This is a genomic window from Bacillus sp. GB_SG_008 (genome assembly GCF_052038115.1).
Lineage (GTDB): Bacteria > Bacillota > Bacilli > Bacillales > Bacillaceae_G > Bacillus_A > Bacillus_A rhizoplanae.
On record NZ_JBPZSK010000008.1, the window covers coordinates 60,496 to 74,001 of the forward strand.

Annotated in this window: 13 protein-coding genes; 6 read left to right on the forward strand and 7 right to left on the reverse strand. The window is 36.3% G+C overall.

The features are described 5' to 3' along the window. Nucleotides 1-103 precede the first annotated feature (103 nt). From ACTDJC_RS18690 to ACTDJC_RS18700, 3 genes are all read left to right on the forward strand, one after another. A complete protein-coding gene (locus tag ACTDJC_RS18690; protein ID WP_098309046.1) occupies nt 104-997 on the forward strand; it encodes an ATP-binding protein in 894 nt (297 codons plus the stop codon). Between the two features lie 3 nt (nt 998-1,000). Further along, entirely contained in the window at nt 1,001-2,884 is a 1,884-nt protein-coding gene (locus ACTDJC_RS18695; RefSeq protein WP_253628594.1) for a vWA domain-containing protein, read from the forward strand. 183 nt (nt 2,885-3,067) lie between these two features. Then, the gene (locus ACTDJC_RS18700; RefSeq protein ID WP_440604339.1) at nt 3,068-3,325 is read left to right on the forward strand and encodes a hypothetical protein; all 258 of its coding nucleotides are present in this window, start codon (nt 3,068-3,070) and stop codon (nt 3,323-3,325) included. A gap of 155 nt (nt 3,326-3,480) precedes the next feature. Here ACTDJC_RS18700 and ACTDJC_RS18705 read toward each other — a convergent pair whose 3' ends face one another. Further along, entirely contained in the window at nt 3,481-4,455 is a 975-nt protein-coding gene (locus ACTDJC_RS18705) for an L-threonine 3-dehydrogenase (protein ID WP_141525026.1), read from the reverse strand. A 34-nt stretch (nt 4,456-4,489) separates the two neighbouring features. Continuing rightward, complete coding sequence (locus ACTDJC_RS18710) at nt 4,490-5,680, reverse strand: glycine C-acetyltransferase (protein ID WP_098309041.1); 1,191 nt, start codon at nt 5,678-5,680, stop codon at nt 4,490-4,492. Nucleotides 5,681-5,895: 215 nt separating this feature from the next. Between ACTDJC_RS18710 and ACTDJC_RS18715 the strand changes: the two genes are divergently transcribed. Next, nucleotides 5,896-6,627 (forward strand): class I SAM-dependent DNA methyltransferase, encoded by a 732-nt coding sequence (locus tag ACTDJC_RS18715; protein ID WP_440604340.1) that lies wholly within the window; start codon nt 5,896-5,898, stop codon nt 6,625-6,627. Nucleotides 6,628-6,822: 195 nt separating this feature from the next. Here the strand turns inward: ACTDJC_RS18715 and ACTDJC_RS18720 are convergent, their stop codons facing one another. The 3 genes from ACTDJC_RS18720 to ACTDJC_RS18730 form a co-directional block, all read right to left on the reverse strand. Continuing rightward, entirely contained in the window at nt 6,823-7,635 is an 813-nt protein-coding gene (locus ACTDJC_RS18720; protein WP_440604341.1) for an ABC transporter ATP-binding protein, read from the reverse strand. Nucleotides 7,636-7,699: 64 nt separating this feature from the next. After that, a complete protein-coding gene (locus tag ACTDJC_RS18725; RefSeq protein ID WP_098309038.1) occupies nt 7,700-8,758 on the reverse strand; it encodes a FecCD family ABC transporter permease in 1,059 nt (352 codons plus the stop codon). Then, entirely contained in the window at nt 8,755-9,759 is a 1,005-nt protein-coding gene (locus ACTDJC_RS18730; RefSeq protein WP_440604342.1) for a FecCD family ABC transporter permease, read from the reverse strand. The genes ACTDJC_RS18725 and ACTDJC_RS18730 overlap by 4 nt, the downstream gene beginning before the upstream one ends. A 173-nt stretch (nt 9,760-9,932) precedes the next feature. On the opposite strand from ACTDJC_RS18730, the gene ACTDJC_RS18735 reads away from it, so the two are divergent. Beyond that, nucleotides 9,933-10,898, forward strand: a complete 966-nt coding sequence (locus ACTDJC_RS18735; protein ID WP_098309036.1) for an ABC transporter substrate-binding protein — start codon at nt 9,933-9,935, stop codon at nt 10,896-10,898. A gap of 359 nt (nt 10,899-11,257) precedes the next feature. Then, nucleotides 11,258-12,649 (forward strand): peptide MFS transporter, encoded by a 1,392-nt coding sequence (locus tag ACTDJC_RS18740; RefSeq protein WP_440604343.1) that lies wholly within the window; start codon nt 11,258-11,260, stop codon nt 12,647-12,649. A gap of 32 nt (nt 12,650-12,681) precedes the next feature. Here ACTDJC_RS18740 and ACTDJC_RS18745 read toward each other — a convergent pair whose 3' ends face one another. Together ACTDJC_RS18745 and ACTDJC_RS18750 are read right to left on the reverse strand one after the other, a co-directional pair. After that, the gene (locus ACTDJC_RS18745) at nt 12,682-12,861 is read right to left on the reverse strand and encodes an acid-soluble spore protein H (RefSeq protein WP_098309034.1); all 180 of its coding nucleotides are present in this window, start codon (nt 12,859-12,861) and stop codon (nt 12,682-12,684) included. 182 nt (nt 12,862-13,043) lie between these two features. Then, nucleotides 13,044-13,331 (reverse strand): ArsR/SmtB family transcription factor, encoded by a 288-nt coding sequence (locus tag ACTDJC_RS18750; protein WP_098309033.1) that lies wholly within the window; start codon nt 13,329-13,331, stop codon nt 13,044-13,046. Nucleotides 13,332-13,506: the final 175 nt, after the last annotated feature.

The following is a 13,506-nucleotide window of genomic DNA, read 5'->3' on the forward strand; positions in this document are numbered from 1 at the left end:
ATCTTCCAAATTGGAAGATGTTTTTTCTTTGCTTCACCTATAAAAACGCGTTATCATAAGAAGGATTGTTTACTTTATGAAAATAATGTTAGGTGGGAAATAAATGTTAGAGCAATTTCATATACATGAAGGATTAAAACAACAACTTGAAAATATTCACGAAACAAATAAACATGCAGCTGGCAATGCCGCTACTTTAATTGGAACAAAAATGTATAAAGCATCAGATAACAGTATTATTGAAGATGCAATTACTGCATTACTTCTTGGAAAAAACGTTCTATTAAAAGGGCCTACTGGAAGCGGGAAAACCGTTCTTGCTGAAACGCTGTCTTATTTATTCCAAAAGCCAATGCATAGCATTAACTGTTCTGTTGATTTAGATGTAGAAGGTATTTTAGGATACAACACATTAACAACAACAGACGGTGCATCTGAAGTTACTTTCGTTGATGGCCCATTAATGAAAGCAATGAAAAGTGGTCACTTCCTTTATATCGACGAAATTAACATGGCAAAACCAGAAACACTTCCTCTTCTTCACGGTGCACTAGACTATCGTAAAATGATTACAAATCCATTCACACAAGAAGTTGTGTACGGTAGCGATGAATATCGTGTAATTGCGGCGATTAACGAAGGCTATGTTGGAACGAGCGAACTAAATGAAGCATTAAAAAATCGCTTTGTTATTATCGAAGTTCCTTATATTCAAGGTGAAACATTAAAAGAACTCTTATTAGCGGAGTCGAAATTAAAGGAAACAGCAACAATCGAAAAGTTTGTGGCATTCGCAAGTGACCTGATGCCACTTGCTCGTGATGGCCGTGTAAGTGAAGAAGCTGCAAGTATTCGCGGTATTATTGATGCATGTGATTTAAGTGTGTATATTCCAGTGATGCGTGCGATTGAACGAAGCATTATCGCAAAATTAAGCGATGAAACAGAACAAATGACGGTGCGTGAATTAGCAGAAAGTTATTTCTTTGAGGGATAATTCATGAGACAAATTTTTAGTGACAAAAAAATCGATGCGTCTCTGTTTCTGCAAATGGAAAATTTAATGTATGCCCTTCTAAAAGAAGAAAATGCATATTTAGAATATGGATATAAAGCATATTATGACGAAATCGAAAATAAAATTGTCATCAGTCATTTTTGGGATGATCGAAGCGAAACTGATAAAGTCGTTGGTTTAAAAAGTGAAGTATATTTAAAAGCTCTCGGCTACAAACATCATTCCGATATGCAGCTTATTCGTAACTATGCAAAAGAATTGCAGCAATCACCACTTAAAAATTTTTTAACGCAATTATTTGTTCTATTAGAAGATTTACGAGTTGAAGAAATTGTTAAACGAGAGCGTCCTGGTACAAAACCAATATTTGCACGCCGAAAAGAAATGTATCGGAGCTATTTCAGCTCACAATACGAAATTAACCGTATTCGTAACTATCATGCTGATATGCTCATTTGTTTATGTTACTTAACATTAACAAGCGATAAATACGAAATGTTTAACAACGACTACTTTGAGCACATTGAAGCAATCTTACACGAAACATTTCAAACGCGTACTACAGAAGATACGATGTATGTTGTAGAAAAAATTCGCTATCGTTTAGAAGAACTATTAGAAAATGATATGATTAATAACTACTTTGGACTTGCACCGCTCAATACTTCTGTCGTTTTTGACAAGATAGAGGAACGAGTAGATGAACTAGCAAATGATGATGTTCAAATTGTTGACGATGACGATAATAAAAGTAAAATAAACGAAAGTTTTTCAACGTGGCATCGTGAAAATAAAAACAATGAAAACGAAAACTTCTTACGCTTTGAATTAGAAAGCGGCACAAAAACGAACATGATGGGTGATACCGCCCGAGAATCTGATAATAGCGATCAAGCGCTCGCTTCTGTGCAAGGTACTTCACAAAAAAGTACACAGTCGAATTTCGACGGAGCGGATGCCGAGGATACGAGAGCGTCTCATGCTTCTAGCCAGAATGAAGGTGTGTACGGTAAGTATAACGCCGGTGCATCACATACTTTTAAAGAAGCTCGCAAACCAAACCATGATGAAAAGAAAGACTATCAAGCTATAAAATCTGTCGTAAATAAAGATGTAAAAGAACTAAAGAAAATCATTGAAAAAACAATTGAAAATAAAACAAACGCAAATGCTGATAAATACTACGGAAGACTTCGTAAAAAGTTCTTACGTATTTATACAGAAAAACAACCACGTATGTTTTATAAAAAAGGACAAGAATCACAAGAACTTGACGTTGTGTTTCACCTGTTAGTCGACTGCTCTGGGTCGATGTATAACAAAATGGAAGAAACGAAAAAAAGCGTTGTTCTTTTCCATGAGGCTTTAAAATCGTTAAAAATTCCACACGCCATTAGCGGATTTTGGGAAGATGCTTCTAGCGCCACACCCGAAAACAAACCAAACGTCATTCATGAAGTCGTAACATATCAAAACTCAACGCTTCCAAGCATTGGTCCGGAAGTCATGCAACTTCGTGAAGAAGAAGATAACCGTGATGGATACATTATTCGTATCGTGTCGGAAAAACTTGCAAAACGTCCGGAAAAACATAAATTCCTACTCGTCTTTACAGATGGCGAACCGTCTGCATTAGACTATCAACAAGATGGTATTTTAGATACACACGAAGCTGTAAAACTTGCTCGTAAAAGCGGCATAGAAGTCATCGGAATCTTTATCGAAGAAGGCGAAGCAAAAGAAGCGACCTATCAGTTAATGAAAAATATTTATAACCACCACTTCTTAGTGGCGAACCATGCTGAAGATTTACGCTTGAAGATTAAACCATTATTGAAAAAGTTATTACTGAAGACGATTGAATAAAAAACAGGAGCTGGGTGCAGCTCCTGTTTTTTATTCGTTTTTTATCGTCCAGTCTTTATTCCATGTCGAACCACCGATATATTTTAATTTTCGCCGATAAAAGGAATTCAAAATCCATAGAAAACTTTTTGGGTATATTAAGAAAGAAGTCTACTATCAACTATATTTGAAAGGGTGTTTCATTTGTCCCCCAAAAAAGATAAGCAATATACGGATGTTACAGCTGCTGAAGCTCGACATCAATATGTCATTCCTGAGGAACTTCCTGAAGGTCCTTACGGTTCTCCGACTAACAGAAAGTTAGGAAAATCGACACCTTGGGATGAGGATCAAAAAACACATAAAGCATTTAGCTACGAATATGAAAAACAATACGAAGAAACGGAATACCAATACCCAGAAGCGGAAAATATAGACACGCATGAACAAAAGTCTAGATAAAGTGAGACTCCCATCAGAGCGGGATAACGCCTTTAATCGCTACTAAGCGACTTGTTTCTTACCTAAATTGAACTTCCACCAGCAAGTAGCCCTCAACCTACCTGGACACGCAGACAAAAAAGCCGATTCAATATATTGAATCGGCTTTCTTTCAATTAGCCAAGTACTAACTCAGCTTCTAATTTTTTTTTTAATTTCGCAAGCATATCAGCTGTCATTTTGTCTAAATCATAGTCTGCTTTAAAGCCCCACTCTTCTTTCGCTGCTGTTGCATCAATTGAGTTTGGCCAGCTATCTGCAATCTTTTGACGAGCTGGATCAACTGCGTAATCCATCGTGAATGTTGGGATGTGCTTACGAATAGATGCTGCAATTTGTTCTGGCTCGAAGCTCATTGCTGTAATGTTAAATGCATTGCGATGTTTTAGCTTACTTGGATCTGCTTCCATTAAAGAAATAATCGCTTGCAGTGCATCTGGCATATACATCATATCCATGTATGTTCCTTCTGCAATATAAGAAGTGTACGTACCCTTTTTAATTGCTTCATAATAAATTTCAACTGCATAGTCAGTTGTTCCTCCTCCAGGAGGAGCAACGTAAGAAATTAAACCAGGGAAGCGTACGCCGCGCGTATCTACACCAAATTTTTGATAGTAATAATCACATAAAAGCTCTCCAGCCACTTTGTTTACTCCATACATCGTAGTTGGACGCTGGATAGTGTCTTGTGGTGTATTATCTTTCGGTGTTGTCGGACCAAATGCGCCGATTGAGCTTGGTGTGAAGAACTTACAGTTTAATTCACGAGCTGCTTCTAACGCATTTACAAGACCGCCCATATTTAAATTCCAAGCAAATAATGGATTTTTTTCTGCTGTTGCTGAAAGCAGTGCTGCTAAATGAATGATTGTATCAACTTCATTACGCTTTGCAATCTCATGTAATTTTTGGCCATCTGTTACATCTAGTATTTCAAATGGACCAGACTTTACAACTTCACTATCTGTTTCACGAATATCTGTTGCGATAACGTTTGATGCACCATATACATCACGAAGTTTCGTTACAAGTTCAGAACCAATTTGACCTAAAGAACCGGTTACTAGAATTTTTTCCATTTTCCCCACTCCTCATTTGCAAGCTTTCATAGATGCGAATGTGTTAAATAATTCCCATTTCTTTCCCAACTTTTTCATACGTACGAATTGCTTCATCAAGCATTTCTTTCGTATGTGCTGCTGTTGGCATATTACGAACACGGCCTGTTCCTTTTGCTACAGTTGGGAACACAATTGATTTTGCATATACGCCCTCTTCATTTAGACGTTTACTAAATTGTTGTGTTAATACTTCATCACCAATAATACAAGGTGTGATTGGTGTTTCACTTTCCCCAATGTTAAAACCAAGCTCTTTTAAGCCTTGTTTTAAATAACGACCATTTTCCCATAAACGGTCATGTAGCTCTGTGCTTTCCATTAAAATTTCAATTGATCTCATACACGCTGCTGCATCAGCTGGTGTTAACGCTGTTGAGAATAAGAACGGACGTGAACGCACTTTTAACCAATCGATTAAGTTTTTCTTACCAGCAACATATCCACCAATTACACCAATTGCTTTAGATAATGTACCGATTTGGAAATCTACTTTATCAGATAGTCCAAAATGTTTAACCGTACCAGCACCTTTTCCAAGTACGCCAGAACCGTGTGCATCGTCAACATAAGTCATTAAATCTAGTTCTTCTGCAATTTCAACGATTTCTGGTAGTTTTGCTACATCGCCATCCATTGAGAATACACCGTCTGTAATAACCATTAATTTATTGTATAAGCCAGATTCTTTTGCTTCGATTGCTTTTTTACGTAAATCTTCCATATCGGAATGTTTATATACAATAATTTTTGCTCTTGATAAACGGCTACCATCAATAATAGATGCATGATTTAATTCATCAGAAAGAATTGCGTCATTTTTATCCATAACAGCTGAAATCGCTGCCATATTACAATTGAAACCAGATTGATATGCGATTGCTGCTTCTGTGTGTTTAAACTTTGCAATTGTTTCTTCTAATTTCACGTGTAAATCAAGCGTACCGTTAATTGTACGAACAGCACCTGCACCAACGCCATATTTATGAATTGCGCCAATTGCTGCTTCTTTTAAACGCTCATCCGTTGCTAAACCAAGGTAGTTGTTTGAAGATAAATTAATATATTCTTTTCCGCCAATTGTAATAACTGGTCCATTAGAACTTTCAAGCGGATCAATAACATTATAAAGTCCCTTTGATTTCAAATCATCTAGGTTTTCTACTAAAAATTTGTCAAGTGTTTTGCTAGACATCGTGAAACCTCCCTATCATTCATATAAAGAAAGCATTATCATAATATAGACAATACTCCCTTTAATAGCTTAACACGTTTCAAAAAATTATTATAGGAAAATAGCTAAAAGTAAACGCTTACAACTAACGATTATATCCTATATAATTAAAGAAATCTATTATTATTATTTGGATTTTTCTAGAATAGAAAAAATGTTTTCAAGGAGATGATTGAATGTCATATACAGAATCTGACGTTTACAATGAGAACTTATTTTTTGAACAATATATGAAACGTAGACATCGAACCGATAACCCAAACGACACAATTGAAAAACCTGCTCTCTTACAGTTACTTGGTCATATAAAAGATAAAAGTATACTTGACCTTGGCTGCGGTGATGCACAATTGGGACTAGAGTTACTACAAAAAGGCTGCCAATCTTATACCGGAATCGAAGGCTCTCATCGTATGTACGAAGAAGCTCAAAAACAATTAAAGAATACAAATGGAGTTGTCCATCTTCTAAACCTCAAAGACTATACATATCCCAATTCTACTTTTGATATCGTTACATCTAGACTTGTCTTTCACTATATTGAACATATTGATGATACTTTCAGACAGATTTTTCAAACGTTAAAAACTGGAGGCACTTTCGCCTTTAGTGTTCAACACCCGATTATTACTTCCGCATTTGAAAGCTTACAACTAAGTGGAAAACGAACTAGCTGGCTTGTTGATGATTATTTTAAAACTGGCAAACGCGTCGAGCCATGGATTAATGAGCAAGTTGTTAAATATCATCGTACAATTGAGCAATACTTTCTCTCCTTACAAAAAGCTGGTTTTACAATTAATAGTTTACGCGAAGCAACACCAGAAGCTCAGCATTTTCAAAGTGAAGAAGAATATGAACGTAGACTGCGTATCCCTTTGTTTTTATTATTTTCATGTACAAAGTAAAAAGGCGATGATGATTCATCGCCCTTTCTTATCCCGCATTAACGGGCAGTAAGCCCCCCACCTCAAGATTGAAAGAAAATCGAAGAAGATAGGCGGGGGGATAACTGCCCATAAAAGCCCGATTGGTTCAACTAACCCTCGGTGGGTGATGAAGCCCTCCCACTGAGGGAAGTTTCACTTTATGTTTTTTCTCTTTTAATTAACCGCTTGCGGGAGTATGCGTCTTCCCTTTCCTTGCGGGATACAAAGCGGTGTACCAAATAACGGATCTCTTATAATTTCACAATTCATACGAAAAACATCACGTACAAGCTTATCATTAATAATATCTTCTGGTTTGCCTTGTGCATAAATTTGTTTATCACGAATTGCTACAATATGATCTGCATAACGACAAGCTAAATTTAAATCATGCAGCACCATTACGATTGTCCGTTGCTCATTCTCATTTAACTCAAATAATAAATCAAGCACTTCAATTTGATGTGTCATATCTAAATATGTTGTTGGCTCATCTAATAAAATGATATCTGTATCCTGTGCAAGCGTCATTGCAATCCATGCACGCTGACGTTGTCCACCAGAAAGGGCGTAAACATCTCGTTCTGCAAATTCGGTCATTCCCGTTGCAGCTAGTGCTTTCCACACCATTTCTTCATCCTGCTCCGACCATTGCTTTAGCCATGTTTGGTATGGATAACGCCCTTGTTTAACAAGCTGAAGAACAGTTACTCCTTCTGGTGCTTGTGGACCTTGTGGTAAAATCGCAAGCTGGCGGGCAATTTGCTTCGTTTGCATATTTTGAATAACTTGATCCCCTAATAAAATATCCCCGGATGTAGGTTTTAATAAACGGGCAAGGGAACGTAATAAAGTAGATTTCCCACAGCCATTTGAACCTATAAAAATCGAAATTTTTCCTTTTGGAATTTCTAAATCTAATTCATCAATAATAATTGTTTCACCATAAGACAATGTTAACGATTTAGTCTCTAATGCTTTTTGCATGTTTCTCTTCCTTTACTCCGTTTTTTAATAGATAGTAAATCATCTATGTATTTTTTCTTTACCTTTATGAATTTCGACTTTTATAAAGTAAATAAATAAAATACGGAGCACCGATTGCTGATGTAAATACACCTGCTGGAACTTCAAGCGGAGCAAAGACTGTGCGTCCAATTAAATCTGCAGCAAGTACTAAAATCGCCCCGACAACAGCTGCTACTGGAAGTAATGCACCGTATAAAGAACCAACTAATCTTCTTGAAATATGCGGCGCCATTAAACCAACAAATCCAATTCCACCCGCAAAAGCAACTGCTCCTCCAATTAACGCCGTACTAAGGAGTAGCAGGAAAAAACGTGATTTGGTTAAGGGGATTCCAAGTCCGGTAGCAATATCATCACCAAGTTCTTGTACATTTAAATGTCTGGCAGCTACAAATGCTACCGCTGTTAAAATAAGAACCCAAGGTGCTAATATCGCAACATTTTCCCATGAAGATCCGTAAACAGTACCAGTAATCCAAATATTTGCTTGACTCGTTTGATATATAGGGGCTAACAGCATAAATAAAGTTGTCGCTGCTTTCGTTAACGCCCAAAATCCAACGCCAATTAAAACAAGGCTAATCGCTGATAATCCATTATTTCTCCATGCAAATAAATATACAAAAAACGCAACAACGGTCGCTCCAATAAAGGCCGCCAGCGGCATATACTGAATACTTACTGTTAATGCATTATTTTTATCACTAAATAAAGCAAGGAATAGTACAACTGCTACACTTGCACCACCCGTAATTCCAATAATATCAGGAGAAGCAAGGGGATTTCGAACGAGGCCCTGTAAAATACAGCCCGCTACAGCAAGAGCTATCCCTACGAGAATTGCAATTAAAATACGTGGCATCCGAAATTGGTTTACAACCATATTTGACATCGCATCGCCATTTCCGGTAATTGCTTGCCATACATCATATGGAGCTACTTTCATCTCTCCCATACCAGCGCTTGCAAAGAATAGCCCAATTAAAACAACTAATAAACCCAATAAGACGAGACAAGCTCGTTTATACATTAAAAACGAGAGGCCGTCTTTTCCTACACGAAACGGAATATACTTCTTCATTTGCTAAGCCCTCTCTTACGTGCAATATAAATAAAGAATGGTGCCCCAATAAATGCTGTCATGACTCCAACTGGAACTTCTTGCGGCATAATAATATATCTTGCAGCAATATCTGCAAGTAACAATAATATTGCGCCTAATAGCCCACTATAGGGCACGATCCAACGATGGTCTACACCAACAAGTGCTCTTGCGAAATGAGGTATAATAATCCCAACAAATCCAATTGGACCTGCAACTGCAACGGAGCCACCTGATAGTAGTACAATAATCAAGAATACTAACGATTTCATGAGTACCGTTCGTTGTCCCAATCCTTTCGCTACATCTTCTCCCATCATGAGTGTATTCACTTTCCCAGCCATTAGAAGAGCAGCAAGCCATCCAACTAATAAATATGGAAATACAGATTGCAATACTTCTAACTTCCTACCTTGTACAGAACCAGCAAGCCAAAATAAAACTTCTTCTAGTGCACTTTCATTTAACACAAGCAATCCTTGTGTTAAAGAAGAAAATAAAGCACTGATTGCTACCCCGGCTAATGTTAACTTAAGCGGAGTTGCTCCTTCTTTTCCTAAAGAACTAGAAGCAAATACGAATGCCGCGGCAACTGCCGCTCCTAAAAAGGCAATCCACGTAAACGCTGATAAAGATGTCACGGAAAAAACAACGGTCGCTACCACAATAAAAAAAGAAGCACCTGAGTTTAATCCGATAAAGTCTGGAGCAGCAAGCGGATTTTTGGTTAAAGTTTGCATAAGGCAACCAGCGATAGCTAAACTAACACCAACACTAGCTGCGATAAGCGCACGAGGAAGACGTACGTTTTGAATAATAATATGTTCATTTGAACCATTAAAATGGAAAAAAGCATCCAGTGCTAGTTTCGAACTTGTATTTGTATATCCCAAAATAATACTCCCCCAAATACAAGTAATAACTGCAACGATTCCAACAAATAGCCCAATCCATTTTGCTTGATTTGTTTTTAATAACATGCAGCGTTTCTCCTTTAATGCATACTAATACATTTTTAGTGTATTGTAGCTGAATTCACCTTGTCAATGATAATAATAATTATTTTCAATTACTATTGACAATCTATTCAGAACACTTTAATATCAACCTTGTTATTGAAAAAGATTCTCAATAAATACAAGGGGGATACATAATGAATTTCATCAAACAAAAATCATTTGCATTATTTGCACTTATACTATCGTTCTCACTTCTTTTAGGGGCATGTGGTAAAACCAATGACAAAGCTGAGTCTAAAAAAGAAGATAAACAAGATACGATTACAATTGAACACGCAATGGGAAAAACTGAAGTTCCTGCAAATCCGAAACGTGTTGTTGTTTTAACAAACGAGGGAGCGGAAGCTTTACTTTCTCTTGGTGTAACACCAGTGGGAGCTGCACAACCACCAACCGGTGACCCATGGTATCCACATACGAAAGATAAATTGAAAAATACAAAACCTGTCGGTGACGAACTCCAAGTCAATCTCGAAGCAATCGCTGCTTTAAAACCCGACTTAATTATCGGTAACAAAATGCGTCAGGAGAAAGTGTACGAGCAGCTAAATAGCATTGCTCCTACTGTTTTCTCAGAAACACTGCGCGGTGAGTGGAAAGATAACTTTAAATTTTATGCAAAAGCAGTGAATAAAGAAAAAGAAGGTCAAAAAGTCCTAGCTGATTATGACAAGCGCATAAAAGACCTACAAGGAAAACTTGGTGATCAAGTAAATCAGGAAATTTCTATGGTACGCTTTATGCCTGGTGATGTTCGTATTTATCACCAAGATACATTCTCTGGGGTTATCTTAAAAGAACTTGGTTTCAAACGTCCTGGTGATCAAAATAAAAATGATTTTGCAGAACGTAACGTATCAAAAGAGCGAATCCCTGCAATGGATGGCGATATATTATTCTACTTCACATACAATAAAGGAAATGAAAACAAAGGTTCTGAATTAGAAAAAGAATATACGAGCGACCCTCTATTCCAAAACTTAAATGCAGTGAAAAACGGTAAAGCATATAAAGTTGACGATGTCATTTGGAATACAGCTGGTGGTGTAATAGCTGCTAATTTAATGCTAGATGACATTGAAAAACGCTTTGTAAAGTAAAATATCTCGTAAAAAATAACTCCTATACACAGGAGTTATTTTTTATTTTGTATTCTTATTCAAAATATGTTATATTTCAAAAGTATACCAAAAAAGTATTCTGTATATCAGAAAAATTATTTTAATCTAAATTTTCTGATTAGTGTTTCTTTTTCGTTCTTTTAGATGAAAAAGAATACACTTGAAAACGCTTATTTTAAGGTTTTCGGGAGAAAATACAAAAAGCAAAGACGTTTTTATAGAATTGGCGAAATTTTTTTATTATATTTCCATATAATTCTATTGACTTCTAAATATTTTGTAAATTAAAATGATTACATAAATATCCGTTATACAGGACAGGATTAGGAGGAAGAAATATGGATGCAGCTTTAAAGTTAAACAAAGCTGAAGAACAACAATCACCAAAGAAACATCCTCCGGGATTATACTTGTTGTTCTTTACAGAAATGTGGGAAAGATTTAGCTACTACGGAATGCGTAGTCTTTTAGTTCTTTATTTAACAACTGCAGTTGTTAGCGGGGGGCTAGGATTTGACAAAGCAGCCGCTGTACAACTTTATGGTACATTTACAATGCTCGTATATTTCACACCAATTATTGGTGGTTGGTTAACTGACCACTTTATAACAAAACGCCACGCGATTACTATTGGCGGTATTATTATGGCAGCTGGTAACTTTGTTCTTTTCTCAATGAATACAACAACTGGACTTTATTTAGGATTAGGATTATTAATTATCGGTAATGGATTCTTCAAACCAAACATTTCAACTCTTGTAGGTTCACTTTACGGTGATAACGATAAACGCCGTGACTCTGCTTTCACAATCTTCTACATGGGTATTAACTTAGGCGCTTTAATAGCACCATTGCTTTGTGGTTTCTTGGCAGAAGATTTCTTTGCATCAACTGTTAACGGCGTTATGGTAAAAGGATACAAATACGGCTTCTTAGCTGCTTGTATTGGTATGATTGTTGGTCAAGTTCTCTTTAACTTACTAGCTAAACGTTATCTTGGTGATATCGGAACAACAGTTGTTGGTAAAAAAGCAGCAGATAGCGCTGCAAAAGTTATCGAGAAAAAACCTTTAACAAAACAAGAGAAAAACCGTACTTGGGCAATTATCATTTTAACTTGCTTCGTTGTCTTCTTCTGGGCGGGCTTCGAACAAGCAGGTAGTTCTTTAACTCTTTATACAGATAAATTCGTTGATCGTACTATTTTCGGATGGGAAGTTCCAACTTCTTGGTTCCAATCTGTTAACCCATTGTTTATCGTTTTATTAGCACCAGTTGTTTCTGCATTATGGGTAAAACTTTCTAAAACAAAAAATGGCGATTTAAAAATCCCAACAAAAATGGCATTTGGTATGATTCTGTTAGGAATCGGTTACCTTGTATTAACATTAGCAGTTCTAAAAACAGGTAGCGATGAAGCTCATATTGCTGTAAAAGCAAACTTACTGTTTATTGTTATCACATATGTATTCCATACAATTGGTGAGCTATTCTTATCACCTATCGGTTTATCTATGGTAAGTGCAATTGCTCCTGTAAAGTTAGCTTCTTTATTAATGGGTGTATGGATGGCTGGTACTGGATGCGCAAACTGGCTAGCTGGTAAATTAGCAGCTTACACACAATCTTTAGGTTATTTAGAAGTATTCTCAAGCATCGGTATTATCGTTATTGTATTAGGCTTCGTACTTCTTATGTTCTCTAAAAAAATTGCACATATGATGGAATAAATGTAAAAAGCGGAGAAATTTCTCCGCTTTTTTTAATGCTCTTCTAATGCAGTAATATCTACTTGTACTGTTTCATTTGGTGTTTTTATATCGTGTACATTAGCAAGTCCACTTGCCTCATCACAGCTTTCAATCCAGACAGGCACACCATGATATGTAACGTCAATTCTACTTGATGATGATAAAATTTGTTTTGCTCGCTTTATATCCACTATTGGTCCCTCCTTATTCTTTATTACATTCTTTTTTATATTGCCATGTCTGGATGAATTTTATCCCATTTATCCTCCTTCACTACTATGACCTAAAGTCACAGTCTCACTTTAAATTTTTGTTCAATTCACAAAAAAAAGGTATGTACCAATACATACCTTTTTTCCATAATATCCAAATTTTAAGAAAATAATGTTTTTACAACTTCACTTACTTTATCGCTGTACACTTGATAATATACTTCCAAACCACGTCTTTCAAAACGTACGACTTTATTTTGCTTTAACTTCGTTAAATGTTGTGATACTGTAGATTGCGGAATTTCTAATACTTTCTGTAGCTGTGTTACGTTACAAGTTCCACGCTGCATAAGCTCCATTACAAGACGCAGACGAAGCGGATGAGCTAGCGCTCGCAACATTTGTACATCCTCTTCTGAAATACGACACTCAAATTGATTTTGGTACATACTTTCCCCTCATTTTTTCTTTTTATTTTTCTATTTGTACATGTTTATTTTTATATTTCTTCCTATTATTACATTTTATACTGAATAATTTACAACAATAAAAATTACCTTCCCCCTTTATATTAAAGAGAAAACTCTCTTTTGATGTTTGAATATTATACTATATGGCTCAGAA